This is a genomic window from Renibacterium salmoninarum ATCC 33209 (genome assembly GCF_000018885.1).
Lineage (GTDB): Bacteria > Actinomycetota > Actinomycetes > Actinomycetales > Micrococcaceae > Renibacterium > Renibacterium salmoninarum.
The window spans coordinates 1,148,786-1,175,167 of sequence record NC_010168.1 but is presented as its reverse complement, the minus strand read 5'-3'; the positions used below and the strand labels follow the sequence as shown (position 1 = coordinate 1,175,167).

The window sequence follows — 26,382 nt, the reverse complement described above, 5'->3', positions numbered from 1 at the left end:
TTTAAACGAGGTCTCATGAGCACGCTTACTGTCGAAAACCCCGCCCCGAATAAGATCGATCTGCCCGCGTTACTTCCGGTTGTGGGTGCAGAACTACAAGCACCGCTGATTCACGGCGGTCAAACCCGGTACGTCAATCTGGATTATGCTGCTTCTGCTCCGGCAATCGAATCGGTTGCTGAGTATTTGCAGGAAATCTTGCCTTATTACGCCAGTGTTCATCGTGGCGCTGGCTATGCCTCGCAAATCAGCACCTCGGTCTATGAAAATGCTCGAAACATCGTACGAACCTTTATCGGTGGCCGAGCAGACGACGCCGTGATTTTCACGCGGAACACCACTGATTCGCTGAATCTGTTGGCTCGTTGCCTGCCAGAAGCGGACGGCGCAACGCAGGGCGACGTGCTGTATTTGGATATTGAGCATCACGCTAATCTGCTGCCTTGGCAGTCGCTACCGCATCGAAGCGTGCTCGCTGCGGACACTATTGCCGAGACAATTTCGGTACTTGAAGCAGAGTTTGCTGCTGGACCGGTTTCGCTACTCGCTATCACTGGCGCCTCAAACGTCACTGGCGAAATTCTCCCAGTAGCCGAGCTGGCCGCATTGGCCCATCGACACGGAGCCAGGATCGTCGTCGACGCGGCGCAGTTGGCTCCGCACCGCCGCATCGATATCAGCGCCGCTGGCATTGACTATCTAGCCTTTTCTGGCCACAAGCTCTACGCTCCCTTTGGCGCGGGCGTGTTGGTTGGTCGCCCTGATTGGCTCGACGGCGGCCTACCCAATCTCTTTGGTGGCGGTGCGGTGCGCGAAGTCCGACTTGATTCGGTCAGCTGGGCAGAAGGCCCCGCAAGGCATGAAGGCGGCACGCCGAATGTCTTGGGCGCCGCGACATTGGCCCGGGCCGCCGAGGCGCTAGCTAACCTGGACCCGATTGCTTGGCGCGAGCACGAAGACCAGCTTCGAAGCACGCTAATTGAGACATTGGCAGAGATCCCGGGCGTTCGGGTACACACGCTGTTTAAAGACACCGATAGTTACCCCGGCGGCGGCAGCATCGGCGTGGTAAATTTCTCGATCGAAGGCTACGATTCAGGCTTGGCTGCGGCGTTCTTGTCCGCGGAATTTGCCGTTGGCGTCCGCGATGGCAGGTTTTGCGCCCACCCCTTGCTGCGCCGTTTAGGGCTGCCTTCCGGAATCTCTTCGCGCGAGCTTCGGCGTCGGGTCCAGACTTGAGGACGTCAACCAACTTATTGCTGGCGTCCGCACTTTGGTAGAACAAGGCCCTAGCTGGGACTACGTCGTCGACGCCGGCCGTTGGGTACCGGCCAATGACTCCCGGGTCTTCCCCGACTGGGCGCCCAATACCCACGGCACCGCTGGCGCTGCGCCGTGCGCAACTGAATAGTTCGCCCGGGTAGCCGGGTGGATTAGAGTGGAGGCGCTGAAACACGCAAACCGCTATGAGGAGGCCGCACTCGTGCCCATCAATCCGCAGCAATCAAGCGGGCCCAAAATTGAAGATCTTCGACGTCGCGAGCTCGGCTCGGCTTTTGCCACCGGCGGTGAACTTTACGAGCGGGTTCGCCCTGGTTATCCGGACGGACCCGCTCGCTGGCTGGTTCCGGCCGGGGCGAAACAAGTGGTTGACCTTGGCGCAGGCACCGGAAAATTCACTGAGCGGCTCGTTGACATTGGACTCGAGGTGACGGCAGTTGATCCTTCGGCGAATATGCTCAGACAGCTTAATCAACGCTTTCCAGAGGTACGCACAGTGGTCGGCAGCGCTGAAGGTAGCTCGTTGGCAACAGCGAGCGCCGATGCAGTGCTGGTTGCCCAGGCCTGGCATTGGTTCGATCCGATCGCGGCGAGCACTGAAATCGCACGAGTGTTGCGTCCAGGCGGCACATTCGGCCTCATTTGGAACCAGCTGGACGTACGTGTGCCTTGGGTACATCGACTGTCCAGAATCATGCACGCCGGTGACGTTCATCAAAGCGATCATCAACCCGTCATTGGCAAGGAGTTTAGCCCAGCGCGTTCGCATTTGAGCCATTGGAACCAAACTCTCTGCCCAGCGGAGTTGATTGAATTGGTCAAATCTCGGAGCTACTATCTGCGCGCCAACGAAACAAGCCGCGCGAAGGTTATCCAGAACATGAACTGGTACCTTTTTGAGCATCTAGGACACCGAGCCGAGGATCAACTTGATTTGCCCTATCTGACGATTGCTCGGCAGGTAAAAAAGTCCTGAGCTTGATTGCCAAATCGAAGCCATAAGCCTAGAATTTCGTTATGCCTAAATTATTTTAGTAGGCACACCGATTTTCAGGAGAATGTGTGCTGCAAAAGACGTCAAAGATCAAGGTTCCGGCCAGAACAATTTTCATGCTGGGCCCGGCCTTCGTCGCGGCAATTGCTTACGTTGATCCTGGCAACGTCGCCGCGAATCTCACCAGCGGCGCAAAGTTCGGTTACCTCCTGGTCTGGGTTTTGGTAGCAGCGAATCTGATGGCCATGATGATCCAGTACCAGTCAGCCAAGCTGGGCTTGGTAACGGGTAAATCGCTCCCTGAAGTTTTGGGGACTCGGCTCCAACCAACCGCACGACGAGCATTCTGGCTCCAAGCTGAGCTCACGGCGATGGCTACTGACCTTGCGGAAGTAATCGGCGGAGCCATCGCCTTGAATCTACTCTTCGGACTCCCCCTCCCCATAGGCGGACTCATCGTTGGTGTCCTGTCGATGGCAATGCTCGCGGTGCAAAATCGATTTGGTCAACGCCATTTCGAATCGGTCATTATCTTTTTGTTAGCGATCATCACGGTTGGCTTCCTCTTCGGCCTGATATTCAGCCCACCAAATGCCGGCGACGCGGTAGCCGGGCTCCTACCGCGGTTCAGCGGCTCAGAATCGGTACTTCTCGCCGCCAGCATGCTTGGCGCTACCGTCATGCCGCACGCAATCTATCTGCATTCTGCATTAGCCCGGGACCGGCATCGACCGGCCGGTTCAGAAGCACCAAGCGCAGGGAAATTGCGTCAACTTTTGCGCGCTACCAGGGTCGACGTCGTAGTTGCGCTACTTATCGCTGGCACCGTCAACATTGGCATGTTGCTTCTCGCCGCTTCGACGCTTCGCGGCGTCGACGGCACGGACAGCATCGCCGGAGCCCACCAAGCTATCACTGCGTCGCTGGGCCCAGCGGTGGGCATCATCTTCGGCATCGGCTTGCTCGCCTCCGGCCTAGCTTCTACTTCGGTCGGCTGCTATGCCGGGGCGACCATCATGTCTGGATTACTGAGCTTCCGGGTCCCACTTCTTTTGCGTCGAGTGATCAGTCTTATTCCAGCGCTCCTTCTGCTCAGCCTCGGCGTGGATCCCACCTGGGCGCTAGTGGTTAGCCAGGTAGCCCTGAGTTTTGGCATTCCGTTTGCACTTATCCCGTTGCTGCGATTGACCTTCAGCAAGAAGATCATGGGCGAACACCGCGACTCGTTAGTGCTCCGGGTAGTTTCAATAGTGTCGGCAATTTTGATCGTCGCGCTTAATCTGGCTCTAGTGTTCATTACAGTCACCGGAACGAGCTAATTATCAGCTATACCGTCCAGGGAAGGTATTGTGGTGTGAGTGAAGGCGAACCCCACCTCATCGAGCGTCGAAGACTACGTCAAGACCATCTATGCCTACACCGAGTGGCAAGATAAGCCGATCAACTCATCACAATTGGCAACCCGGCTAGGTGTTGCCAATTCATCTGTTTCCGAAATGGTTCGTAAACTCAAGGATGCCGGGCTAGTAGACCATCAACCATATGGAAGTGTCACTTTGACCTCCAATGGCCTGAAGCTAGCGCTTTCTATGGTGCGTCGGCATCGATTGCTGGAAACTTATCTTGCTCAAGAACTGGGTTATCGCTGGGATCAGGTTCATGATGAAGCAGAGACGTTAGAACATGCGGTCTCTGACACATTTATCGAACGGCTTTCCGAGAAACTTGGCCACCCAGCCAGAGATCCGCACGGCGATCCCATTCCTGGGCCTGACGGCACCATTGAGTTACCGCCGGCTCATCAACTAGCAGTGCTGGATTCTGGCCACCGGGGGCAAATAATTCGGATCAGCGATGAAAATCCGAAGTTGTTGCGCTATTTAGACGACGAAAACATTCAGTTGGATGCCGCCGTGGAAGTCATTGATCGTAAGCCTTTTGGCGGTGCGTTGGTGGTTCGTCTGGGTGACGGCTCGCAAAGCCGAGAGATCGATCTGAGCGAAGAGGTTGGCTCTGCTCTGTGGGTCGTGGACACTTCAGTGCATCAAGATTGTTTGGTTCGGTGACCCAGAGCACTTCCTGGCCGCCAGCTAGCGCTTGGCTGGCTGTTGCAGTGGGTGGATTCTTTGGCACCGAACTACGTTACGGATTGGGCTTACTTTTCCCCGAAAGTTCGACGGCGTTCCCCTTTGTCACGCTGTTTATCAACCTCTCGGGCTCACTCGCGCTTGGCGTCCTTACCGGGCTTTGGTCTCGACGTCCCGCGCGTTGGTGGCTACGCGCAGCTTTGGGCCCTGGATTGCTTGGCTCATTCACCACGTTTTCAGCGGTATTTTACGCAGTCGATCAGTACGCGCGAGTCGGCCTGCATGGCCTCTGGATAGGTTATTTGCTGGCAACAGTCTTAGCAGGTCTTGGTGCGGCCTGGCTTGGCTTACGTTGGGGTACTAACTGGTCAGCCAAGGGCACCGCTCGGAGATCTCAATGATCGTAATATTCGTCGGTCTCGCAGGAGTTCTAGGCGCATTGATGCGCTTTGGTCTTGACTCTTTCTTTGCCCAACGGGGACGCTTCGCGCACGGCCAAGCTCATCATTTTCCGTTGGCAACCTTGTCAGTAAATGTGCTGGGAAGCTTCATTATCGGCCTGGCGGGCGGCTTTGCTTCGCACGCAGAACTCTCGCCGGACTGGCATTCAGCTATTTCCATCGGTATTGCGGGCGGACTGACCACGTTCAGCTCTTTCGCCGTAGCCACGGTTTCACTATGGCAACTAGGAAACAAATTTAGCGCAATGGTGAATATCGGGTTGAATCTAGTCTTAGGCCTTGGCGCCGCTTGGCTAGGGCTGTCGCTAGCGGCTTGAAAGCAGCTTTTGCGGTAGCTAAAGCGCTATTTATCCGGATTCGATGCTGTGCCATTTTTCCACTTGAGCCAGTAGCTCAACGCGGCATTCGCTACGGCCACGATGATCATCAGAATGCCTAATAATCCCGCTTGGGCCAGGATCAAACCCAATCCGGCAAGCAGAAATAGTACTAGTGCTACTAAAGGCTGAGCTGGCCAGCGGATCCGAAAGCGTGACTTTGGCGCCATAAGGAAAGTCCAAAAGACAACTATTGTGATATCCAGCAGCAGGCCCGTTATTAGCCCGGTTGGTGCAGAGAATGTCTTATACGCCCAAAAAAATGCGGCAACCAGAAGGGCCACTTCTAAGACAAAGGCAATCACGTTGTTAGCCAGAGTAAGGCTTGAATCCAGTGTTGACTTATTCATCGGCAGCGTCAGTCAACTGTTGCACTTTGTAGTCCATATTCAGCATCCTAGCAATCTGAGCGCCGCCCGCCTTACGGGTGAAGATTCGTCGCGGGCGGAATCAGCTTCGCTGCCATGTCATTTCTTTTCGAATGGGGGTCTTGTATCCCGATCGCTGAAACAATTCCACCCAGAATGAGCAGCACTGCCGAAAACAAAGCGACCTGCCTAGCACTTTCCGTGCTCACCACCCCGCTCTGAATCGCTCCGGTGTGTCCGGAGGGTTTCTCAGACGATGAGCCTGTCGGCGGCTGCCGTGCTCTGGTAGTGATTGTAGTAGTGGTTTTCTAGCTCTACTGGTGGGATGTCTCCGCAGTACTGGTAGAGCCTTCGGTGGTTGTACCAATCGGCCCATTCAGCGGTGCCGATTTCGACTTCTTCTAGAGTCCGCCAGGGCTTGCCGGGTTTGATCAGCTCGGTCTTATAAAGCCCGTTGATGGTTTCCGCCAAGGCGTTGTCGTAACTATCACCCACAGAACCGATCGAGGGGCGGATACCGGCCTGGGCCAGGCGTTCGGTGAAGGCCAAGGAGGCGTATTGAGCCCCGGCATCGTGATGATGAATCACCCCGGAAATCTCAGCCCCGGCCCGTTCACGACTCCAGATTGCCTGATTAACTGCGTTGAGCACTAGCACGGTGTTCATAGAAGCACTCGCTGACCAGCCCAGGATCCTCCGAGAGTAGGCATCGATCACGAAGGCAACATAGACCCACCCGGACCAGGTCGAAACATAGGTGAAATCATCTACCCATAGCCGATCCGGTGCCGTTGGTGTGAAATCACGGCGGACCAAGTCCTTCGCTCGGGCTGCCTTCGAGTCTTTGATCGTGGTGCGTTTGACCTTGCCACGGACCGCACCCTGTATGCCAAGTAACCCCATGAGCCGTTCTACCGTGCACCTGGCCACCGGCACACCTTCACGGTTCCTCGCCAACCAGACTTTCCTGGTGCCGTGCACCCCGTAATTAGCGGCATACACCTTCTGGATCACGGGCTTGAGCACCTCATCACGTTGTTCTCGGTGAGATCGTGTTTTATCCACCCATTCGTAGTACGTGGACGGGGTGGTCTTCACCCCGTCCCAGTAAGCACCTGGCAGATCGACTCGACACCCCACCGCAATCCATTATTCTCGCGGTGACCGGCATGGTCCTTGACGTATTTCACGATCAGTGTTGTGGCGGTCGAGTTCGACCGCGAAAAAAGCTGAAGCACTCCGAAGGATCGCGTTCGCCCGTTTCAGCTCAGCGTTCTCACGCCGTAACCGTTTCAGCTCGGCCGATTCCGTGCTCGTTGTTCCAGTTCTAGTACCAACATCGATCTCGGCTTGCCGGACCCATTTACGCACCGTTTCCGGCACACCCACACCCAAAAGCTGGGCAACTTTTTGCATCGCCGCCCACTCCGAAGACGCACCCTCCATCTCCGCAACCATGCGCACCGCACGATCCTTCAACTCCTGCGGATACCGTGTCGTAGTTTTCCCTGCCATGTCCTGATCCTCTCAAACAAGAAAGTCTCCGGACACACCGGGGCGATTCAGTGATTCGTATGCTCGAGCGCTAGTGGCCTCCAGCAGTAGACCTTGGCAGACCTGGAAACTGACTGTGACACCTTCCGGCAGCCCAGCTCTGGGCGACTACCGTCCAGGCGATTGGTGCCAAATACTCGTCCCGGATGATCATCTTTACCTTCGCCCAGGTCCATACCGCACCCGAGTTCTTTCGGTATCCGGACAGCTTGCTTCCGAAGGAATTTCAGTAGAAATTGCACCAACAATGGAGGACCGATGAGCCAGGATCAAGGCTGGTAATACCCGACTCGCCGGCCAGAGGATCAGTTTGGCATGGCGCAGATGTTTCAAGCCTTCGGGCGCCGGCTTAGCGATCTGGAGACTCGAACAATGCCTGGTTCGATCTCTTCAGCTTACGATCGACGACGTTCTGTGGGTTTTGCCCTGAGCAGCACGCCAGTCGCACTACTCACTACAACCGCAGTTGTGCCACAAGCTTTCAATTTCGCCTTGGTAACTCTGAGTGCACAAATTCAGATTATTTGGGATGCCAAAGCAAGTCCTTCCGGTTACCCGGGCTGGGGCGAAGCTTATGGAAGGTTTCAAATTGGTGCCGAGACTTTTCTCGCTGCTGGCCCGACGATAGTTCGCCAAGAGACCGACGCTGACGGCAAATTGAGCCGGGTGGTGAAATCACTTTCCGTTCCTACTGCGCTCATCCAACTTCGCGGGCAAGATCTAGCCGTCGGTTCCACGATCGAAGGCAAGATCCAGCTTTGGTGTTCCGCAGCATCGAATACCCCAGCTGGTTACCATTCCGACCCAGACATGACTTGCGATCTCATGATGCAGGTCCACTTCATCCGATAGGAGAAACCCATGGCACTCACCCGAGGAATCTTTGTTCGCAAAGATGGAAAATCTGTTCCCGAAGCGGCAGGTACCGATCCCCGATCTGCTCGCAAAGCCCTCAGCTGGCTCATCGCCACGAATGCAGACGGTGTTCCGCGTTCCGGCCTCTTCGCGCAGAAAGATGTCTTAATTGTCATCGGTTCGCAATCCGGGATGATCTATCGCATCAAACCGTTCGAAGGCGTGATAGCCCGCGAAACCAATGGTAGTGACGGCGTCGTGCTGTATGCGAACGACGGGGTCGTTGATGTACCCACAACTCCCGCGCCAAGCACTGGCAGCCGCTGGGACTTAATTTATGTCCGGTTTCCTGAGTCCACCTCTGATTCGACGACGTCCAAGCCGGTACTGGCAGTGCTCCAAGGAGCCGCCTCCGGAACACCGAGCAAACCAACTGCCTCGTTGCCAGCAAATTCATATGTATTATCCGAGGCCCTGCTGTCCGCGGGCGCAAGCACCACAATAGATGCATCCATTACCCAAGTTTGGCGATACACCGTGCCTCGCGGCGTTCCCATTCCGGTTCGGAATCAAGCAGAGCGTGATGAGCTGAATTTGTTTCACGGCACCCAATTTGTAGCCCTCGACTGCCCTGGTTACCCGACTTACATCTTCGACGCGTCCTTTCACAAAAACTGGACTAGCCCGGCCTTGGGATTGATTGCCCGTTCGTTCAAAACTGAATCGGTCGACGGACTTTCAGGTGACTCTAGTGTTCCCGACTCGATTGATGGTGTTCAACTCATCAATGGCCGCCGTTATCGAATCAAGTTCGAGACAAACTTTCAGTCCTCCAACGGAAGTAGTGATTCGATCTTTATCTTCTTGGGTAAGGCGCCGGCAGGCACGACTGGCGCTATGGTCGGGACCCGGCTCTCTGACGTCAGAGTCCACATCACCGCCCCGTTGAGCAACAGAACCACTGCTGGGGCATACTCTTGGAATTTTACCGCGACAGCTGATGAGATTGTCCGAATCTACGTTGAAGTCGCTCGTGCTACGGGAACAAGCAAATTCTCTATAACCAGCCGAGAGCTCTGCGTATATGACGACGGAGCCTAGGGACTGATGCAACCCTGGATTTCCCTTGTCATTGCGACGGCGGTTCCGGCAATGCTAACCAGCTATGTAGCTTTTCTAGCCGGATTGAGCCGGAACCGCCACTCGATGATCGATCAGCTACAAGAAGAACGAACACTTCAGGAAGCTCAGATCACCGATCTAGAGCACCGCATTGATGCCTTCTACGCAGATAAGCATGCCAGCCGAATCTACGTCGCGGCGCTTTTGGACCATATTTGGCAACGCAAAGAACCACCGCCACCTGACCCGCCAGCGGGCTACATCCCCTGAACTCGGAGCAGAAGTTGTGCTAGCAGAACGGAAGGAATCACCATGGCATATACCGCTCAAACCGAATACAGCAGCAAAAATTTCATGCCAGCAGCACAGGTGCCAGCAGTCTTCGGTATGGCCCGCAGCATCGAAGGAATCACCATTCACCATTGGGGCGCTCCGGGGCAGCGATTCGAGCAAGTCCGGGATTGGCTCTGCACGAATAACGTACCCAGTTCGGCACACTACGTGGTCGAAACGGGCACCATCGCGTGCATAGTGTCTCCAAACGACGCGGCCTGGCATGCCGGAAACCCGCGCGGAAATGCAAAGACGATCGGTATCGAGTGTCGTCCCGAGGCTACGGACGGTGACTACGCGACAGTTGCGGAGCTAGTTGTTGAACTGCGTCAAGCTTATGGCGATCTGCGACTTTTTCGGCACAGTGATTGGACAGCGACGGCGTGCCCCGGTAGCTGGGATCTGGCACGGCTGGACTCCATAGCTCGGGCTGGCGCTAGTCCCGCACCGCATATTCAACCGGTGATCGCTCCGCCTACGGTAACTCCCTCGGCCCGGAACCCAGAAAATGAGCCAGTGCAGTGGCTCGTAGAACCAGGCGAAACGTTGAGCCAAGTTGCCGCTTACTATCAAGGTCCAAGTGTTGCTGAAATAGCCGCGGTAAACGGCATTGCTGACCCCAATAACCTCCAGGTTGGCCAGGTACTGACCATTCCTGGTCCACTGCAATGGGTCGTGGATCCGGGCGACACTTTGAGCAGTATTGCCAGCTATTACCGTCTGAGCGCTGACTACGTGCAGCGACTCAACAACATTGCGGATGCAAATCTAATTTATCCGGGTCAAGTATTGACGATCCAATAATGAGCGAACGAATAGCCCTCAGCTGTTTAATCGTTTTTTTTCGCAGGCCCTCCAACGGGGCTTGAATCTTCTGGCAGGTCTTTAGGAGAACCCATGCTCACGCTACTTTTTTGGAAAGCCGCCTTCGAACGGGCCGTTAAAACCGCTGCCCAAGCTGCGATCGCTTTGATTGGTACCGGAGCTGTGGGGTTCACTGACCTGAATTGGCTACAAATTTCTTCCGTCTCCGGCGTAGCCGCAGTGGTCTCTATCTTGACCTCGCTGGCCTCAGCCGCTGGAGATGGCAACCCCTCCGCGACCAACGCGGAAACCGCCGGCGGCAGGCACGCTCCCCGGTAGCCGGAGGAAGGCCCCTTGTCCGAATCTCGGGCAAGGGGCACTCTCCATTCAAAGGGTTGACCAAAACCCCCACACCGCCTAGACAGGGAACATGACACTTTCGAACATCTCCCGGCGCGGATTTCTCGGGGCATCATTAGGTGCCGCCGCCGTTGGTACCGTTGGACTGCAAAATGCCCAGGACGCAGATTCTTCGCTCGCATCCCCGAACAATTTCTGGAACCGAATTCCACTACTGGCGGCACGTCAGCACGTCATTTATTCATATTCTGGGCTAGTTCCTCCAGCCGAACTATTTGAGATTATTAGCCAGGGCACCATAGGCGGAATCATCTTCTTCGGCGAAAATATCAGTTCAATCGCTCAAATAGCTTCGGTGGCCCAACAGCTTCAAGAGGCGTCCCTCGCTGGTGCGGCCAAGCGCCGACTCATGCTTAAGGTTGATCAGGAGGGCGGCTACGTCAATCGGCTTCCCGGTGGCCCCAAGGAATCAGCAGCCGTGGTAGGCAGAGCTACTGATCCAGCAGCGGCTGCTGCTGCCCAAGCCAGCACGGTAGCTATTGTGCTGGCCACTGCGAAGATGAACTCCGATTTGGCGCCGGTTTTAGGTGTTTACCGTAAATACGATGACTTTTTGGATCATTACGACCGCAGTTTCAGCCAAGACCCTGCAATTGTCTCGAACTGTGGTGAATCCTTCATTAGAACTTTGAACAACGCCGGCGTGATCTCGAGCGCAAAGCACTTCCCAGGCCTTGGCGCCGCCCCGCAAGAAGCCAATACCGACCTTGTGCCAGTAACGATTGACCTAACTGAAGCAGAACTACGGCGCATCGACCTTTTCCCCTATCACTCTGCGATCAAGGCCGGCGTGCCAATGGTGATGCCGTCGTGGGCAATCTACCCTGCATTTGGCCCTGCCGTTCCAGCCGGTTTTTCGAAGAAAATCGTTTCAGGCCTGCTTCGCAACGAGCTCGGATTCAAAGGGGTCACGGTGACCGATGCCCTCGAAGCGGGATCGCTCAAACCATTCGGTGGCCCAGCCGAACGTGCGGTCAAGGCTCTCCAGGCCGGGAATGACCTTTTGTGCTGTTCTTCACGATCGCTAGCCCAAGGCGAAGAGGCAGCCCAAGGCCTCGTTTCCGGATTCAAGGGCGGCAAGCTAGACCTGCTCACACTTTTGCGCTCGCAGCAGCGCATATCGAAGCTGGCCTCGAAGATTTCATAAAAATAGCCTCGGCCGAATACTTGAGTATTCAGCCGAGGCCGCTTTAGTGGAGATGGGGGGAATTGAACCCCCGTCCGATGTCGTGTTGCCAGGTCTTCTCCGGGCGCAGTTTGCGTCGGTTTTTCTTGGCCCCAGTGATCATGCAAACAAGTCGCTGCCAGGCCCAGCCATCTAAAAGTCCCTCACGTTGCAACGGCAACAACGCAAAGCAGTGGCTCTCTAAATGACGTCAAGGTCCGGGTAGAGAGCATCCCCGGCTTGACGGACCGTCAGGCTGCTTTAGGCAGCGAGAGCGAAGTCAGTGCGCTTAGAATTGGCACTTATTGGTTTGCAGACAGCGTTTACGAGATAATTCTGCATCCTCGGCCCGCTTCACCTGTCGCGACTAACATCGTCGAAACCAGTCATCCCCGTGTTCAGTTATCAAGGTGTTCCACTCTACCGTATTCGGCAGACATCAGCTACAGCAGCCCAGACTCGGCTTTTATTTCCAAAACTTTCAAAGCGGCTGCATCAACAGAAGCAGCAAACACTGGATCCGCCGTCGCCCTGGCCAATATTCCCTGATACATAGCAGGCAATAAGGCTTGGTTTGTGCAAAGAGCCATGCTGCCACCAGCGGCGATAAAATTTGCGCCACGATTTGCCACCGCGAACGGCGACAGGTGCACCGCATCACAAATGTCGTCGGAAACGATGATTCCGTTGAAGCCCAAATCTCCGCGCAACATTTCTTTCATGACGACAGGCGAAAACGGTGCGATGTTCTGCGGATCGATCGCCGGGTAATAGGCATTAGATACCATCACCCAACGCACGCCTGACGCGACAGGATCTCGGAATGGTTGCAGAAACGCGTCTTGACGCACGGTAGTCTCATCGGTGACGTTACTTGCCACGTCAGTATTCGCACTCACCCGGCCAAGTCCCGGAAAATACTTCACCGTTGGCGCAACTCCACCAGCAGCAAATCCAAGCGCCGCCGCAACTCCCCTGGCGGAAACGTCTTGCGGTGTAAAGCCGTATTCGCGACCGAAGTAGCCGATGGGGGCATTCTGCGGGGCAAAAGCAGCTGACGGCACGGTGTCCAAGACCGGACCAAAGTTCACGTTCACACCGGCGGCCGCAAGCTGTTGGCCCCAGATGGTCGCATCAGCCTTGATCTGAAACGGCCCTAAGGCAGCTTGATCAATAGCTGAAGGAATTTTTGAAAAGCCCGGACCATTCATGATCTGGACTAAACCGCCTTTTTGATCGGTCGCAATAAACTGCTTGACTCCGCCCGTCGTAGCCGGCGAAACCAAGGCATTCAGTTGCCCGACGACGGCGGCAACCGCCTGGGTGCCACCGTAACCGCGACCCTTCAAAAAGACATTGCCAACATTCATCGTGTTCAATGCAGCCAAAGTATTACCGTCTGGGCCACCCACCGGAGAAGAAACCATAAGTATTTGGCCCACACGCTGCGCCAGCGTCAGCCTGGCGAGCGTCTGCTGCGCAGGTGAAAGCGGCGGCGGACTAGTTGCCGGTGGATTGCTGGGTGATGGGCTGGTGCTGCTCGGTGTGGCGCTCGCAAGTGGCGAGTCAGTTGTGGACGGCGTCGAACTCGTGGAAGTTCCGCTCGAGGCCAAGCTCGGCGCGCTCACCCCTTGGAAGATCAAAGAATTCACGGCAAACAACACGACAATAACGACCAACGCGGCGATGCTCGCAGTCAAGGCAATCCAACGGTTGCGCGTCATCGGCTGGACGCTCCGTGATCGGCTGCGCCATGGTTGCTGAATCTACGAAGGTGCTCCTCGCTCAATGCTTCCATCTCCTCGTCAGTCAGGCGATCTACTTCCGCACGTTCTCGCTTATCGGTGCGAGCGAACCGCAAGAACATCAACACCAAAATTGGCAAGTCCGAGATTTCGGCAATAAACCACAGCCAGTCACCGGCAAGCTGCTGGTCCCGAAGTGGATTGGGAAACCAGCCAGGATGCGCGCCCGGAACAATGCCAGCCCCGTCAAGAACCGTCTCCGAGAGCCGCAGCAGAATGCCGGGAATGGCATCAGCTAATAGTTCAATAAAGGCAAAAAAAATCTCCAGCACGATGAAGGTGCTGGAGATTCGAGTGCCAGCTTCAGTTACCGGAAGGATCAGGACCAGACCTAAAATCGGGACCAAGATTGTCAGAAGACCTTCTGCGACCCCGCTCATTCGCACTGCGCCGGAAATCGGCATCAACAACGAGGCGAAAAAGGCCAACCCCACCAAAGGAGCAACAATCGCGTTGCCGAATACTTTCATTGGCCAGCGGCTCAAAGAAGCCAGTCGATCCCGAAACGGACCTTCTTTGATGGAGGCACGGGCCAAGGCTATGGGCTTACCCAAAGCCAAAAGCAAGGGGACTACAAAGAGCAGAGCTGCCAGTTTGATGGCGAACGCCCAACGAAGGCTTGCCGCGTTCATGCCAAGAAATCCGCAGCTGATCAACAAATAGGAGCCAAGCCCGGCAACAACGAAAAACGCGGTTCGGTGCCAGGGCCATTGTCCACGCAGCCGGTAAACTCCTGCCCCGTACAAGGCTGCAAGGAGAACTGAAGCGATCAACGCCCAGGGACCAAAACCCCAGGTGGAGAAGAATTCGCTAAGTGTGGGCATTTAACCCAGGTTCTTTTCCCGCATCGCCCGTAAGGACTCACGTGTGTCTTGTGCTTCACGCAGCGCTTGACGCTTGTCATAATCCCGCTTGCCTTTAGCCAACGCAATCTCGACCTTGGCCTTGCCATCGAGGAAATATAGCTGCAGCGGCACCAAAGTAAACCCAGCTTCACGAGTCTTGTGCGAAATCTTGATCAATTCGGCACGGTGCAAAAGCAATTTTCGACGGCGGCGGGCGCTGTGATTATTCCAAGAACCGTTAAGGTACTCAGGGATGTAGACGGCTTCAAGCCAGAGCTCGTCACCATAAAAGGTTGCGAAACCATCGGTCAGATTTGCCCGACCTTCACGCAACGACTTAACTTCTGTGCCCATCAAGGCAAGGCCAGCTTCGTAGGTATCACCGAGGTGGTACTCGTGCCGCGCCTTGCGATTGGTGGCCACTACTTTCCGGCCACTTTCCTTCGGCACAGCAGTCTCCTCTATCGTCTTGGCAGAATAATTAGTCTACTCCGGTATTTAGAGCAATCCTGCCGGGTTAACCGGAGTTCCATTGAGCCAAGTTTCAAAGTGCGCGTGGCAACCAGTGGAGTTTCCGGTGCTCCCGGTGTACGCCAAAATGTCTCCGGTGTTAACTCGTTGGCCCACCGAAACCGCAACCGAAGTGTTGTGATAATAAACCGTGGTCAACGCATTGCCTTGAACAACACCATGTGAAAGCTGGATGGCGTTGCCGCCGCCGTTATTGAGCCAGCCCGCAACTACCACGGTTCCCGGCGCTGGCGCACGGACCGGAGTCCCACAAGGAGCTCCGTAGTCGAGCCCCGTGTGCATGTATCCGCCGGCGCCATTCCAGTCGATGGTGCCGGCCGGCACTTGCCGCCAGCCCCAGCCGGAGGTGATTGGAAAACCAGCAAAGGGCGAAACCAAGCCAAATGCTGAGGGGTTTCCGGCTGGCGGTGGAGTCCAGTTGTTATTGCCTTGATTCTTCGCCAATTCACGTTGCCGAGCTTGCTCAGCTTCGATTTCTTGGCGCTGCCGCTCGGCAATCTGTGCGGCAATGTTGTCCTGCTCTGTCTTCACAGAGGCCAACTTCGCTTGAATCGTGGGGCGCTGCGCATTGAGTTCGTTGCTGAGCGAAGTGGTATCGGTCACCAGTTTGTCTAGTTCGACTTTTTTAGCCGCAGCTTCATCTTGAGCTGCCTTCTCGGCAACTAAAGCGGCGTCGGCCTTGGCTTTTAGATCTTTGATTTCCGCTTCAACAGCAACCAGCCGGGCTTGCGAGTTTAAGTTGGTGGCACTTTGCTGATTCAGTTTGTCCAAGGCGGCGTACTGACTGCGCATCAGCTGGTCGACCATATTTAGATTGTCGGCAACCTTGCCAAGGTCGGTACCCAAAAACAGCGAGAAATTACCTGACACTCCGCCAGATTTATAAGACTGGGCGGCTATCTGACCAATGACCTTTTTCGACGACTCAGCTTGAACCTTGTCTGACTCGATCTGCGCAGCGATGTTGTCTTTCTTTTGCTGCGCCAAATCGACCCGAGCCGCCAAGGACTGCACTTGTCCGGTAGCCGTGGCGACCCGACCCTGCGCGTCAGTTAATGCCTGTTGTGCACCCGGCAACATGCCAGAGTACAAGGTGAGATCAGCCGCCGATTTGGCAATTCCAGCGTCGACGAACTCCAGTGAAGACTGCACCGCGGCCGCTTGGTCTTTCAGCTTCTGAGCTTGATCGTCAAGGTTATCCGCGCTCGCTGGCGCAGCAAGGGCAAGGGCTGGCACCAAAAGAGCTACCGCCAGACCGGCAGAAGCTACGCCCGCGATTGACTTGCGCCAAGCCGACGTCGTTCGCTCGACTCGCTTAATTTTCGGCACCATTGCGTCCATGCGAATTCTCTCCATGTGATCGTCGTCTTCGTGCAGCCTAAACCTTCAGGTACTTCCTGAGGGTTATCCACGAAGAAAATGCGGAAACAAAAATGCCGATGCCAATCAGAATTGGCCCGATCCACCAAACATCTGCGGCAGAAATCAGCGCGATGGATTGCTGATTTGCTGCGGAAGCGCCTTCGACGAAGATCTTGATTGAGCCCCAGATCGCCAGCCAAGCAATTCCGGCACCGATCACAGCGGATATCACGCCTTCCATAATGAAAGGCAGCTGAATAACGGTCTTAGACGCTCCGACCAAGCGCATAATGCCAGTTTCGCGACGACGGCTGAAGGCAGAGAGCCTAATTGTGGTAGCAATCAGCAGCCAGGCGGTCAGGATCATTACTAACGCAACACCAACGGCAACCGCGGTAAGCCGGTTCATCACTTCGAACAGTGGCTCCAGAGCTTTGCGCTGATCAACTACCTGATCTACACCGGGTACCGAGGAAAGCGCCTCGGAGACCACCTGATATTTTTCGGCATTGACCATGTTCACGCGGTATGAAGAAGGCAGCTGGTCAGCCGTAACCGAGCTGGCAATGGCTGAATTTTTAAACTGGTCTTTGTAGTGCTCCAGCGCTTCAGCCTGGGATTCGTAGACATAGCTCTTGATATCTGGTTTCAGTCCAGCCGAATTCAAGATCGCTTCGACATTCTTGCGCTGCTCATCTGTCACCGCGCCCGCGGCACATGCCGGTGAGGGTGAGCCTGCGTTACAGAGAAAGACCGATACCTGAACTTTGTCGTACCAGTAGTCCTTCATGGTGCCGATCTGGACTTGCAAACCAATAGCAGCGCCCACGAAGCCCAGCGAAACTGCGGTCACCAAGATAACCGAGACGACCATTGATAGATTGCGGCGCAGACCAGAGCCAATCTCGCCGAGGATAAATCCGAGCCTCATGCGCCAGCCTCCTCGTCCGCAGCGCGGTCAGAGTCCACGGTGCCTGGGGCTAGCTTGGGAATCATCGAGGTGTATAAGGCCTTTGCTTCATCGCGGACAATCACGCCGTTACGCAATTCCACAACTCTTTTTCGATACTGATTAACAATGTCGTCATCGTGGGTTGCCATCACCACGGTAGTGCCGTTTTGGTTGATCTTGTCCAGAACTTTCATGATGCCCAGCGACGTGTCTGGGTCCAAGTTTCCAGTGGGCTCGTCAGCGAGCAAGATACCGGGCTTATTGACGACGGCGCGGGCAATTGCCACGCGCTGCTGCTCACCACCGGACAGTTCATGCGGAAGGCGGTTTTCTTTGCCCTCAAGGCCAACGGTTTTAAGAACCTCGGGGACAGTCTCGCGGATGATGCTTCGATTTCGTCCAATCACCTGCATGGCGAAGGCAACATTCGCGAAGACCGTCTTTTGCGGGAGCAAGCGGAAGTCTTGGAAGACAACACCAATGCCTCGGCGAAGCTTGGGCACTCGCCAGGAGGAAATATTGGCCACATTTTGGCCAGCAACGTACACCGCACCGCCTGTGGCGCGATCCTCTTTGAGCACTAGGCGCAAGAAAGTAGACTTTCCAGAACCGGAAGAGCCCACCAAAAAGGCGAACTCGCCGCGGTCAATCTCCAAGGAGATCTTGTCCAGCGCAGGCCGGCTCTTGCGGTCGTAGACTTTGGTGACATTGTCGAAACGAATCATGGCTCTTTTTCGCCCAGACGATAGCCGGTAGCTGGGCATGGTTCGGGGAAGAATCCACCGGCCAATCGACTATAGGCATCGGAACCCCGCTAAATCAGGGACGAGTCGCGGTGTGTCGGTGATTTCCCAGCTAATTGCTTCTACACCAAGACCGGAATTACTCGGCCGCGTTGCGGTTATTCGCCCGCCAACGGATGCCCGCGTCGATGAAGTCATCGATGTCGCCGTCGAGCACACCGGAGGTATTACCGACCTCATGTTCGGTGCGCAAATCCTTAACCATTTGGTATGGATTCAGCACGTAGGAGCGCATCTGATCGCCCCAGGATGCTTTGACATCACCAGCGAGCGCCTTCTTCTCAGCGTCCTCTTGTTGTTTCTTCAAGAGCAACAATCTGGACTGCAGCACACGCGTCGCGGCCGCCCGGTTCTGCAGCTGGGATTTTTCGTTCTGCATTGACACCACGGTACCGGTGGGCAAGTGAGTCAGGCGGACGGCTGAGTCGGTGGTATTCACGGACTGGCCGCCTGGGCCAGAGGACCGGAATACGTCGACTCGAATGTCATTATCTGGAATCTCTATGCTGTCGGTCTGCTCAATCAGCGGAATGACTTCTACCGCGGCAAACGAAGTCTGCCGGCGGCCCTGATTGTCAAAGGGGCTAATTCGCACCAACCGGTGGGTTCCAGCTTCAACGCTGAGTGTGCCAAAGGCATAAGGTGCCTTCACCTCGAAAGTGGCGGACTTCAAACCGGCTTCTTCGGCATAGGAGGTATCCAAAACCGAGGTCGGGTAACCATGCCGTTCGGCCCAGCGCAGATACATCCGGAGCAACATTTCAGCAAAGTCGGCGGCATCGACGCCACCAGCACCCGAGCGAATGGTCACCACGGCTTCGCGCTCGTCGTACTCCCCCGCTAACAAAGTGACAACTTCCAGCTCTTGCAATGATTTCTGCAAAGAGACAAGCTCTTTGCTTGCTTCCGCCAAGCTGTCTTCATCGTGTTCAGATTCGGCAAGTTCAACAAGAACTTCAAGATCATCGATTCGTGCGGTCAAGGTCTCTAGGCGCTCAAGCTTCGACTGTGCGTGTGAAAGCTTCGAGGTAACTTTCTGCGCTTCGGCAGGATTGTCCCAAAGGTCAGGCACGCCAGCCTGTTCGGAGAGCACTGCAATATCTTTCCGCAGTGAGTCGGCATCGATCACCCGTTCGATGGAATCGTAGGTGGCGCGAAGTGCGCGAAGTGCGCGGAGCTCTGCCGGAAAATCGATGTCAGCCATGATGCTCTAGCTTATGGCATTGAAGCTCAGCGGCGCAGTTGAGGTCTGGCCGTGCTCGTGGCCGAAATCGAAATTCCAGCAGGAATCAGGAAATTTATGATCGGTGGATGTACGATTGCCCCCAAAGTGACCGTCGCGCTGCGCGCATCATCCGTTCCGGTTTTCGCCGAGATTGTCAGCTCATCGAAACTGTTCAGCGCTACGTTGTTTTTCAGGTAGCGCTGAACCACACTACGAACTTGCTCCCGGTCCAAGCTGACCACCGGTTCATTGGTTTCGCTCGCCGTGCCGAGCGAAAAACTGTCTGCCGCGGCGGCTGCAGCGCTGTCCGCCACCGAAAGCAGTTTCTTATGACCTATATACAGCGGACGCCCCGGTCACAACGGATACCACTAAAAGCGTCAGCACCACGTACCCGATAATCAAAATCATCGTCTGCCCGCGCTCGCCATCACGGTCAAAGCAGCTCGCCTCATTTCGCCGGCAACGAACCATGCGCCGAATATTCATCGGAACCTGCCAACGACTTGCGTCGCCTCCGCTGCCATCGTGGCAGCGTGCAGTTGAACCCCGGGCAAATACGGGATAAGCGGCAAAGGAACGGCAACCTTGACCGAAACTTTGACGACGCTGCCCGAAGACTGGCAATCAGCTGGATCACAGTTAATTTGAAGAGTCACGTCTTCGGCACGGAATCCGAAATCGTGCATGGCAAGTTGCACAGCTTGTTCAGCTTGCCCTTGTGCAGACCCAGATTCGGGTGCCGTGACATAAACTTTTGCGGCTTGGTCTGCAGCACCTACTACGGCAAAAGCCCCGGCTTGTAACTGCCCCAGGGTGATAATGAGATAAACCACCGGTACCAGCAAAATCAGCCCAAGAAATACGAACTCGATCATGGCACTGCCGGATTCGCGCTCTTCAAAGAAGACTCGAGGCAGATGTCTTGAAATATCGGTTGTTAGCTTTACCGAATTGAATGGTTCACGGCTGGAAGGCAGCATGTCCGCTCACTTCCATAACGTTCGATAGCCCTATCAGCCCAATAATCGGCATCGGCGCTCGAACCGTGATTTTCAATGTAGTGATTCCATTGACGCGCTCACGCGAAGAACTAATGTCCTGTGCGTAGCCGGAATTCAGTGCCACAGCAATCAATTCTCGTGTGCGGTCTGTTCCTTCCTCAGGAGAACGATCAGCCAGGGTGCCAAAGTGAGCGCCTAAGGCGGCAGCGTCAATCAAGGTATTTCGCACGTGAAGAATTAAGGCCAGCTGTACAACTGAGATAAAGACCAGGGTTAATAAGGCACCAACCAACACGAATTCGACGACTGCTGAGCCTCGTTCCGCAGACTGCTTAACTGCCGATTTCAAGACTATTTGCCGACCTTGCCGATGGCGTCTTCAAACATTTTGGCCAGCGCTGGGCCCGCAATCGCCAGCAGCCCGACCACTAATAGTGCGCTCATCAAGGTGACCATAACCCAACCAGGCACATCGCCACGCTCGTCGCCGTCGTCGGCTTTCAACCGACTTATCAACGTAGATGCCACCACACTGAGCACACAGAATAGGGCAACCGGGCTCAGTCGTTGTCGAAAGAACCTCTTGACCGAAGTATTCATGCTTTTCCTTCCCAATTAAAGTTGAATTACCTTTTTCAAAAACCGAAACTTAGCAGTTGAAGTCCGGGGAATGCCGCAAAGATCACGGTTAGCGGCAAAATGCCAAAGACAAGCGGGATCATCATGGCGATCTCTTTTTTGCCCGCTGCCTCCATCAATTCCCGTTTGGAGAGATCTCGAACATCCTGAGCTTGAGCTCGTAAATACGCCAGCTAATGGGGTGCCGCGTTCCACCGCGACCGTCAGACCATCGGTAAACCTAACCAACGGCGCAATTTTGGTTCGACGTGAGAAGGCGGCCAAAGCTTCGGTCAGCGGGACACCACTTCGAGTTTGGCCAAGGATTCTCGCAAACTCCTGGGCTAGATCGCCCTGCGAAGTTCGGCAAACACGTTCTAAAGCTCCTGTTGCGCTTTCGCCCGCCCTAACGGCTAACGCCATCAACTCGGCAAGCGATGGAAATTCGGCCAGCATTCGAGCTTCACGTCGGGTTATTTTCACGGTCAGAATGTAGTCGCGGAGTAGTTATAGCCAAAAATTGCCGCGCCCAAACAGATGAGAACCGCAAAAAGCAGATTAAACGCTCCTGAGCTGGCAAAGACGATCACTGTGACAACGGCTAGGACAAAACTGCAACTCCCCCAGATGAGTTGCTCCGCCCTGAAGTCAATAGCTGCCTGATCTTTGCCTGCGCGTTCCAGCCGAGCCGTAAGAGCGGCGTTTCCAGTATTAAATCTATTGAGCCAACTTGACGTGTCCTTGAGCAGAGCGCGCAGAATTCGTTCGAGCGGACCGAAAAATCTCAGGGTGGCCTCGACCGGCCGCAAAAGCCTTGAGTCAGCGGCGACTGAACGGAGTTGGGGCTCAATTCTTGCGCTAAAACTCCGCTGTCTCATAAAAGGCAATCTCAGCGATACCAGCAAGATTCCGCACCCGAGGCCAAGCCCGGTAAGCAATGCGGCGGCCAACGAGACATTCATCGCAGGGTCCGCCGTTCATCCGGCAATGCACCGATCCGCAACATCAATCGATAGCAGACCACCGAGATTATCAATCCGGCCAGCAGTAATATCCATCCGGAGGGCGAGTTGTACGCCAGCAGAGCATTGGGCTGAGCCGCCAGAAGGACCAAGACAATCCAGGGCGCAGCAACCGCAATTCGCGCCGCATTCACCGTCCATGATTGTCTCGCCTCAAGCTCGCTTCGAGTTCGAGCACTCTCCCGCAAAAACTCGGACAAGGTGCCTAGTAACAGTCCAAGGTCTGATCCGCCCACTTCACGCGTCAATCTCAGGGCTTCGAAGATTCGATCGGCAACCGGGTCAGCAAGGCGTTCTTTGAGCAGGTCCAAGGATGTCTCGAAGCTGCCGCCGGCACGGTAGTCCGCACCAAAATCGCGAAAGTAGGGCCGTAACGGCTCTGGCCCCTTTTCGGCCAGTTGAATGAGTGCTTCGGCTAGCGAGAGCCCGGCTCGGATTGCCGAGCGAAGATGATCGACTACATCTGGCCAAAGTTCGCGCAACACGGCGATCCGACGTTTAGCGCGTCGTCGGACTACCAAGACCGGGAGCATCAAACCGAACACGGTGAAACAACAAGCTATTGGCATCGAGGCGGAAATGATAAAAGTCAACAAAAACGCAGTAACGCCGCAGCCCAGGCAGGTCGCGGCGAACCCAATAGCAGAAACATTTTCGATTCCCGCTCGCAACACCATCTGCGTCATCGGATCCAAAATGGCGTGCCGACGTGGTCTTACCGGATGTACCCAGCAAGACCACCAGAGTAGGAGCAACCCCAAGCCACCGAGCAATCCCCAGGCGGCGGCCATTAGCGCCCCTCTAACAGCGCGGCCACGTCATAACCGGCCTGAGCGAACTTGCGCTGCGATGGCATCTCAGCGGCAACTAAAGTTAGTACGCCATCTTTCACGGCGAAGACTGGCGAAGTTTCGATGATTCCGTTTTCCACTCGGCTTCCTACCGCCAGGATCTCGGTAACTTGCCTGCGTCCAGTGGGAAGGCGCGTGCAATGCACCACCAAATCGATGCACGAGGCTACTGTTGGCACCACGAACGAGGACGAAATGTTCTGCCCGGCCAACAGCGGCAAGGTACAAAGCTTCGTGATGGCATCATGAGCGGAATCGGCGTGAATACTGCACATGCCCGGCAAGCCACTGTTGAGCGCGATCAACATATCTAGGCTCTCTGCTTCCCGCACTTCACCGACGATGAGGCGGTCAGGGCGCATTCTCAGTGCTTCTTTGACCAGCCTGCGCAGCGGGATTCCTCCCTGTCCTTCCAAATTGGGCTGACGACACTGCAGCCCAACAACGTCGCGAAGCGGAAACTGCAATTCGCAAATTTCTTCAACCGTGACCACGCGCTCACGTGTACCGATACTCGCCGACAAACAATTCAACTAAGGTCGTCTTACCTGCCTGAGTGGCCACCGAGACCAGAATATTCAGTCCCGTAGTTACGGCAGCGCCAAGAAAACGGGCAGCTTGCTGATTCAAACTCCCAAGCTCCACAAGGTGCTCTAACCTTGTCGCTTTGGCGACAAATTTACGGATATTGACGGCCCAATGCTCACGAGTAATGTCCGGAATCACCACGTGCAGTCGAGAACCATCTGGTAGCGCCGCATCAACAAACTGGCTGCTCAAGTCAAGCCTGTGTCCAGAGCTCTTGAGCATCCGCTCAACCAAATCGCGGACTTGCTGGGCGGTGAGCCGTAGCGGCGTGAGCTCAGTTTTCCCCTGACGGGCGACGTAAATTTCGGTCGGCGAATTGATCCAGATTTCTTCAATATTTGGGTCGTCAAGATACGGCTGTAGAACGCCAAATCCAGCAACGGCATCAAAAACCAATTGCCGAGCTAACTCAGCATGACCCAATGAAGGCACAGCACCTAGCAGCGCTCGATCGGCATAGTCGTTGACGGCCGCCTCAATCAGTCGACGTAATTCTGCTGCATGACGCGAAGGATCAATCCCGCGCCGACGGATCAATCCCCTGACCTCGTCCTCAACGATTTTGGTCGCTTCCACCGCAATACCTTCCAGTCTGTGTTTTTCCTGTGACTGGCGACAGGATAATTCACGAATCTGGAGGTTTGCCATTATTTTCGAAAAGCTGTGGATAAATATTTCGAACCGCTTCAATCAAATCAATGGATTTGAGTTCACAATATTCACAGTAGTCACACCTGTAACACAGCTGCTAACCTTAAGCACGAATTGACTGTGGTGTTTCGACCTTCGAAAGCCAACGCCTCGCTATTGCAGACCAGTCACGTTCGAGGCAACCCTTGAGCGGAAATGAAAAGCATTGGGCCTAAATCAACAATCGATCAGGCTGCTCGCGGCACTCTCCGTCGTAGTCGTAGTCTCGCTAGCCACCGCGCCTATCACGATGGCATCGACGATGTCGCTCAATCATTTGCCCCTTGCCGGCCCAGCTGACCCGAACGCGATTAATCCAAGCTCAGTGGTTCTACCTTCCGGCCAAGTCATTGTTAAGCCCAGCGGTCCAGGCACTGTGATGGGCGCCAATGCTGAGGCAATTTCAGCACAACCAGACCTTCAAACACGGTTTGGAAATAGCCAATTCGCCGCACCACAAGCTGCGGCTGCGGCAGGCAGTAAGCCATCTGGAGCTGAATCCATGCCGGGCGGCGTCGACGTCCGCGGCTGGCAAGCAAACGCCGACTGGCAAACTGTCTGGAACCAAGGTGCCCGATTTGCCTATATCAAGGCGTCTGAAGGCCCCTGGACGATGAACGACTATTTTGCTCAGCAATACAACGGGCAGCCAACATAGGCATGATTAGGGGCGCATATCATTTCGCACAGCCCAATCAATCTAGTGGGGCTAACCAGGCGCAAGTATTCATCCAAAGCGGCGGTGGCTGGTCCGCCGATGGAATGACGCTTCCTGGCGTCTTGGACCTTGAGTTCAATAACGGCAAAGACGGAACAAACCGCTGCTTCAGCCAGACTTCCGCACAGCTAACGGCGTGGTCCTCAGATTTCTTTTCAACTTACAAAGCCAAAACTGGCCGCGAATCAGTGAATCGCCCCGGTGTGTCCGGAGACTTTCTTGTTTGAGAGGATCAGGACATGGCAGGGAAAACTACGACACGGTATCCGCAGGAGTTGAAGGATCGTACGGTGCGCATGGTGGCGGAGATGGAGGGTGCATCTTCGGAGTGGGCGGCGATGCAAAAAGTTGCCCAGCTTTTGGGTGTGGGTGTGCCGGAAACGGTGCGTAAATGGGTCCGGCAAGCCGAGATCGATGTTGGTACTAGAACTGGAACAACGAGCACGGAATCGGCCGAGCTGAAACGGTTACGGCGTGAGAACGCTGAGCTGAAACGGGCGAACGCGATCCTTCGGAGTGCTTCAGCTTTTTTCGCGGTCGAACTCGACCGCCACAACACTGATCGTGAAATACATCAAGGACCATGCCGGTCACCGCGAGAATAATGGATTGCGGTGGGGTGTCGAGTCGATCTGCCAGGTGCTTACTGGGACGGGGTGAAGACCACCCCGTCCACGTACTACGAATGGGTGGATAAAACACGATCTCACCGAGAACAACGTGATGAGGTGCTCAAGCCCGTGATCCAGAAGGTGTATGCCGCTAATTACGGGGTGCACGGCACCAGGAAAGTCTGGTTGGCGATGAACCGTGAAGGTGTGCCGGTGGCCAGGTGCACGGTAGAACGGCTCATGGGGTTACTTGGCATACAGGGTGCGGTCCGTGGCAAGGTCAAACGCACCACGATCAAAGACTCGAAGGCGGCCCGAGCGAAGGACTTGGTCCGCCGTGATTTCACACCAACGGCACCGGATCGGCTATGGGTAGATGATTTCACCTATGTTTCGACCTGGTCCGGGTGGGTCTATGTTGCCTTCGTGATCGATGCTTACTCTCGGAGGATCCTGGGCTGGTCAGCGAGTGCTTCTATGAACACCGTGCTAGTGCTCAACGCAGTTAATCAGGCAATCTGGAGTCGTGAACGGGCCGGGGCTGAGATTTCCGGGGTGATTCATCATCACGATGCCGGGGCTCAATACGCCTCCTTGGCCTTCACCGAACGCCTGGCCCAGGCCGGTATCCGCCCCTCGATCGGTTCTGTGGGTGATAGTTACGACAACGTCTTGGCGGAAACCATCAACGGGCTTTATAAGACCGAGCTGATCAAACCCGGCAAGCCCTGGCGGACTCTAGAAGAAGTCGAAATCGGCACTGCTGAATGGGTCGATTGGTACAACCACCGAAGGCTCTACCAGTACTGCGGAGACATCCCACCAGTAGAGCTAGAAAACCACTACTACAATCACTACCAGAGCACGGCAGCCGCCGACAGGCTCATCGTCTGAGAAACCCTCCGGACACACCGGAGCGATTCACCGGGGCGATTC

The 26,382-nt window shown here is 55.3% G+C and carries 25 protein-coding genes, 1 other RNA gene and 6 pseudogenes; 14 read left to right on the top strand and 18 right to left on the bottom strand.

Going from position 1 to position 26,382, the window contains the following annotated elements; translation table 11 throughout:
• Positions 1-15: 15 nt before the first annotated feature.
• The 6 genes and pseudogenes from RSAL33209_RS05960 (at position 16) to crcB (ending at position 5,140) form a co-directional block, all read left to right on the top strand.
• Positions 16-1,411 (top strand): annotated as a pseudogene (locus tag RSAL33209_RS05960) (aminotransferase class V-fold PLP-dependent enzyme).
• Positions 1,412-1,483: 72 nt separating this feature from the next.
• On the top strand, positions 1,484-2,257 hold the full coding sequence (locus RSAL33209_RS05955; protein ID WP_049759068.1) for a class I SAM-dependent methyltransferase: 774 nt from the start codon (positions 1,484-1,486) through the stop codon (positions 2,255-2,257).
• Between the two features lie 86 nt (positions 2,258-2,343).
• A complete protein-coding gene (locus RSAL33209_RS05950; RefSeq protein ID WP_012244794.1) occupies positions 2,344-3,594 on the top strand; it encodes an Nramp family divalent metal transporter in 1,251 nt (416 codons plus the stop codon).
• A gap of 39 nt (positions 3,595-3,633) precedes the next feature.
• Complete coding sequence (locus RSAL33209_RS05945; protein ID WP_012244793.1) at positions 3,634-4,341, top strand: metal-dependent transcriptional regulator; 708 nt, start codon at positions 3,634-3,636, stop codon at positions 4,339-4,341.
• On the top strand, positions 4,338-4,763 hold the full coding sequence (locus tag RSAL33209_RS05940) for a fluoride efflux transporter FluC (RefSeq protein WP_041684527.1): 426 nt from the start codon (positions 4,338-4,340) through the stop codon (positions 4,761-4,763). Before RSAL33209_RS05945 ends, RSAL33209_RS05940 begins: the two co-directional genes overlap by 4 nt.
• Positions 4,760-5,140: a fluoride efflux transporter CrcB gene (gene crcB, locus RSAL33209_RS05935; protein WP_012244791.1), complete on the top strand. Its 381-nt coding sequence runs from the start codon at positions 4,760-4,762 to the stop codon at positions 5,138-5,140. Before RSAL33209_RS05940 ends, crcB begins: the two co-directional genes overlap by 4 nt.
• 26 nt (positions 5,141-5,166) lie before the next feature.
• Here the strand turns inward: crcB and RSAL33209_RS05930 are convergent, their stop codons facing one another.
• On the bottom strand, positions 5,167-5,550 hold the full coding sequence (locus tag RSAL33209_RS05930) for a YrdB family protein (protein ID WP_012244790.1): 384 nt from the start codon (positions 5,548-5,550) through the stop codon (positions 5,167-5,169).
• A gap of 267 nt (positions 5,551-5,817) precedes the next feature.
• Positions 5,818-7,083: pseudogene (locus RSAL33209_RS16975) on the bottom strand (IS3 family transposase).
• 411 nt (positions 7,084-7,494) lie between these two features.
• Here RSAL33209_RS16975 and RSAL33209_RS05915 point away from each other — a divergent pair.
• From RSAL33209_RS05915 to RSAL33209_RS05890, 6 genes are all read left to right on the top strand, one after another.
• A complete protein-coding gene (locus tag RSAL33209_RS05915; protein ID WP_145962047.1) occupies positions 7,495-7,974 on the top strand; it encodes a hypothetical protein in 480 nt (159 codons plus the stop codon).
• Positions 7,975-7,983: 9 nt separating this feature from the next.
• A complete protein-coding gene (locus RSAL33209_RS17765; RefSeq protein WP_012244785.1) occupies positions 7,984-9,078 on the top strand; it encodes a hypothetical protein in 1,095 nt (364 codons plus the stop codon).
• Between the two features lie 6 nt (positions 9,079-9,084).
• Positions 9,085-9,369, top strand: a complete 285-nt coding sequence (locus RSAL33209_RS05905) for a hypothetical protein (protein WP_012244784.1) — start codon at positions 9,085-9,087, stop codon at positions 9,367-9,369.
• Positions 9,370-9,411: 42 nt separating this feature from the next.
• Positions 9,412-10,236, top strand: coding sequence for a LysM peptidoglycan-binding domain-containing protein (locus RSAL33209_RS05900; protein WP_012244783.1), 825 nt, complete (start codon positions 9,412-9,414; stop codon positions 10,234-10,236).
• Positions 10,237-10,329: 93 nt separating this feature from the next.
• Positions 10,330-10,575: a holin gene (locus RSAL33209_RS05895; RefSeq protein ID WP_012244782.1), complete on the top strand. Its 246-nt coding sequence runs from the start codon at positions 10,330-10,332 to the stop codon at positions 10,573-10,575.
• 91 nt (positions 10,576-10,666) lie between these two features.
• Positions 10,667-11,803: a glycoside hydrolase family 3 N-terminal domain-containing protein gene (locus RSAL33209_RS05890; RefSeq protein WP_012244781.1), complete on the top strand. Its 1,137-nt coding sequence runs from the start codon at positions 10,667-10,669 to the stop codon at positions 11,801-11,803.
• A 44-nt stretch (positions 11,804-11,847) separates the two neighbouring features.
• On the opposite strand, the gene ssrA is transcribed toward RSAL33209_RS05890, so the two are convergent.
• From ssrA to RSAL33209_RS05820, 16 genes and pseudogenes are all read right to left on the bottom strand, one after another.
• Positions 11,848-12,215, bottom strand: a transfer-messenger RNA (tmRNA) gene (gene ssrA / locus RSAL33209_RS16970).
• A gap of 49 nt (positions 12,216-12,264) precedes the next feature.
• Positions 12,265-13,545 (bottom strand): glycoside hydrolase family 3 N-terminal domain-containing protein, encoded by a 1,281-nt coding sequence (locus RSAL33209_RS05885; protein WP_080503774.1) that lies wholly within the window; start codon positions 13,543-13,545, stop codon positions 12,265-12,267.
• The gene (locus tag RSAL33209_RS05880) at positions 13,542-14,450 is read right to left on the bottom strand and encodes a cytochrome c oxidase assembly protein (protein WP_012244779.1); all 909 of its coding nucleotides are present in this window, start codon (positions 14,448-14,450) and stop codon (positions 13,542-13,544) included. Before RSAL33209_RS05880 ends, RSAL33209_RS05885 begins: the two co-directional genes overlap by 4 nt.
• The gene (gene smpB / locus RSAL33209_RS05875; protein ID WP_012244778.1) at positions 14,451-14,921 is read right to left on the bottom strand and encodes an SsrA-binding protein SmpB; all 471 of its coding nucleotides are present in this window, start codon (positions 14,919-14,921) and stop codon (positions 14,451-14,453) included.
• Between the two features lie 48 nt (positions 14,922-14,969).
• Positions 14,970-16,334, bottom strand: coding sequence for a M23 family metallopeptidase (locus RSAL33209_RS05870; RefSeq protein WP_114597704.1), 1,365 nt, complete (start codon positions 16,332-16,334; stop codon positions 14,970-14,972).
• A gap of 46 nt (positions 16,335-16,380) precedes the next feature.
• Positions 16,381-17,295, bottom strand: coding sequence for a permease-like cell division protein FtsX (ftsX, locus tag RSAL33209_RS05865; RefSeq protein WP_012244776.1), 915 nt, complete (start codon positions 17,293-17,295; stop codon positions 16,381-16,383).
• Positions 17,292-18,041: a cell division ATP-binding protein FtsE gene (gene ftsE, locus RSAL33209_RS05860; protein WP_049758858.1), complete on the bottom strand. Its 750-nt coding sequence runs from the start codon at positions 18,039-18,041 to the stop codon at positions 17,292-17,294. Before ftsE ends, ftsX begins: the two co-directional genes overlap by 4 nt.
• Positions 18,042-18,198: 157 nt before the next feature.
• Positions 18,199-19,323 carry a peptide chain release factor 2 gene (gene prfB, locus RSAL33209_RS05855; protein WP_012244774.1) on the bottom strand — a complete coding sequence of 375 codons (1,125 nt, stop codon included), beginning with the start codon at positions 19,321-19,323 and terminating at the stop codon, positions 18,199-18,201.
• A 26-nt stretch (positions 19,324-19,349) separates the two neighbouring features.
• On the bottom strand, positions 19,350-19,658 hold the full coding sequence (locus RSAL33209_RS05850; RefSeq protein WP_012244773.1) for a hypothetical protein: 309 nt from the start codon (positions 19,656-19,658) through the stop codon (positions 19,350-19,352).
• 171 nt (positions 19,659-19,829) lie between these two features.
• On the bottom strand, positions 19,830-20,327 hold the full coding sequence (locus RSAL33209_RS05845; protein ID WP_012244772.1) for a hypothetical protein: 498 nt from the start codon (positions 20,325-20,327) through the stop codon (positions 19,830-19,832).
• Complete coding sequence (locus RSAL33209_RS05840; RefSeq protein WP_012244771.1) at positions 20,308-20,697, bottom strand: TadE/TadG family type IV pilus assembly protein; 390 nt, start codon at positions 20,695-20,697, stop codon at positions 20,308-20,310. Before RSAL33209_RS05840 ends, RSAL33209_RS05845 begins: the two co-directional genes overlap by 20 nt.
• A gap of 2 nt (positions 20,698-20,699) precedes the next feature.
• Positions 20,700-20,948 (bottom strand): hypothetical protein, encoded by a 249-nt coding sequence (locus RSAL33209_RS05835; RefSeq protein ID WP_041684520.1) that lies wholly within the window; start codon positions 20,946-20,948, stop codon positions 20,700-20,702.
• A gap of 258 nt (positions 20,949-21,206) precedes the next feature.
• Positions 21,207-21,389, bottom strand: a pseudogene (locus RSAL33209_RS19585) (type II secretion system F family protein); the annotation flags it as partial.
• Between the two features lie 62 nt (positions 21,390-21,451).
• Entirely contained in the window at positions 21,452-21,928 is a 477-nt protein-coding gene (locus RSAL33209_RS19580) for a hypothetical protein (protein ID WP_012244768.1), read from the bottom strand.
• Positions 21,925-22,779: a type II secretion system F family protein gene (locus RSAL33209_RS05825; RefSeq protein WP_012244767.1), complete on the bottom strand. Its 855-nt coding sequence runs from the start codon at positions 22,777-22,779 to the stop codon at positions 21,925-21,927. The genes RSAL33209_RS19580 and RSAL33209_RS05825 overlap by 4 nt, the downstream gene beginning before the upstream one ends.
• Positions 22,779-24,003 (bottom strand): annotated as a pseudogene (locus RSAL33209_RS05820) (TadA family conjugal transfer-associated ATPase). The gene RSAL33209_RS05825 and the pseudogene RSAL33209_RS05820 overlap by 1 nt, the downstream one beginning before the upstream one ends.
• A gap of 364 nt (positions 24,004-24,367) precedes the next feature.
• On the opposite strand from RSAL33209_RS05820, the pseudogene RSAL33209_RS19990 reads away from it, so the two are divergent.
• Both RSAL33209_RS19990 and RSAL33209_RS16960 read left to right on the top strand, forming a co-directional pair.
• A pseudogene (locus tag RSAL33209_RS19990) lies at positions 24,368-25,062 on the top strand (GH25 family lysozyme).
• A 12-nt stretch (positions 25,063-25,074) separates the two neighbouring features.
• Positions 25,075-26,340 (top strand): annotated as a pseudogene (locus RSAL33209_RS16960) (IS3 family transposase).
• The last annotated feature ends 42 nt before the right edge of the window (positions 26,341-26,382 follow it).

What these genes read in the sequence shown, in the direction of transcription:
- crcB (WP_012244791.1), top strand. Translation starts at nt 4,760, where the DNA reads ATGATCGTAATATTCGTCGGTCTCGCAGGAGTTCTAGGCGCATTGATG.
- RSAL33209_RS05930 (WP_012244790.1), bottom strand. Translation starts at nt 5,550, where the DNA reads ATGAATAAGTCAACACTGGATTCAAGCCTTACTCTGGCTAACAACGTG.
- RSAL33209_RS05915 (WP_145962047.1), top strand. Translation starts at nt 7,495, where the DNA reads ATGCCTGGTTCGATCTCTTCAGCTTACGATCGACGACGTTCTGTGGGT.
- RSAL33209_RS17765 (WP_012244785.1), top strand. Translation starts at nt 7,984, where the DNA reads ATGGCACTCACCCGAGGAATCTTTGTTCGCAAAGATGGAAAATCTGTT.
- RSAL33209_RS05905 (WP_012244784.1), top strand. Translation starts at nt 9,085, where the DNA reads ATGCAACCCTGGATTTCCCTTGTCATTGCGACGGCGGTTCCGGCAATG.
- RSAL33209_RS05900 (WP_012244783.1), top strand. Translation starts at nt 9,412, where the DNA reads ATGGCATATACCGCTCAAACCGAATACAGCAGCAAAAATTTCATGCCA.
- RSAL33209_RS05895 (WP_012244782.1), top strand. Translation starts at nt 10,330, where the DNA reads ATGCTCACGCTACTTTTTTGGAAAGCCGCCTTCGAACGGGCCGTTAAA.
- RSAL33209_RS05890 (WP_012244781.1), top strand. Translation starts at nt 10,667, where the DNA reads ATGACACTTTCGAACATCTCCCGGCGCGGATTTCTCGGGGCATCATTA.
- RSAL33209_RS05885 (WP_080503774.1), bottom strand. Translation starts at nt 13,545, where the DNA reads ATGACGCGCAACCGTTGGATTGCCTTGACTGCGAGCATCGCCGCGTTG.
- RSAL33209_RS05880 (WP_012244779.1), bottom strand. Translation starts at nt 14,450, where the DNA reads ATGCCCACACTTAGCGAATTCTTCTCCACCTGGGGTTTTGGTCCCTGG.
- RSAL33209_RS05870 (WP_114597704.1), bottom strand. Translation starts at nt 16,334, where the DNA reads ATGGTGCCGAAAATTAAGCGAGTCGAGCGAACGACGTCGGCTTGGCGC.
- ftsX (WP_012244776.1), bottom strand. Translation starts at nt 17,295, where the DNA reads ATGAGGCTCGGATTTATCCTCGGCGAGATTGGCTCTGGTCTGCGCCGC.
- ftsE (WP_049758858.1), bottom strand. Translation starts at nt 18,041, where the DNA reads ATGATTCGTTTCGACAATGTCACCAAAGTCTACGACCGCAAGAGCCGG.
- prfB (WP_012244774.1), bottom strand. Translation starts at nt 19,323, where the DNA reads ATGGCTGACATCGATTTTCCGGCAGAGCTCCGCGCACTTCGCGCACTT.
- RSAL33209_RS05845 (WP_012244772.1), bottom strand. Translation starts at nt 20,327, where the DNA reads ATGCTGCCTTCCAGCCGTGAACCATTCAATTCGGTAAAGCTAACAACC.
- RSAL33209_RS05835 (WP_041684520.1), bottom strand. Translation starts at nt 20,948, where the DNA reads ATGAATACTTCGGTCAAGAGGTTCTTTCGACAACGACTGAGCCCGGTT.
- RSAL33209_RS19580 (WP_012244768.1), bottom strand. Translation starts at nt 21,928, where the DNA reads ATGAATGTCTCGTTGGCCGCCGCATTGCTTACCGGGCTTGGCCTCGGG.
- RSAL33209_RS05825 (WP_012244767.1), bottom strand. Translation starts at nt 22,779, where the DNA reads ATGGCCGCCGCCTGGGGATTGCTCGGTGGCTTGGGGTTGCTCCTACTC.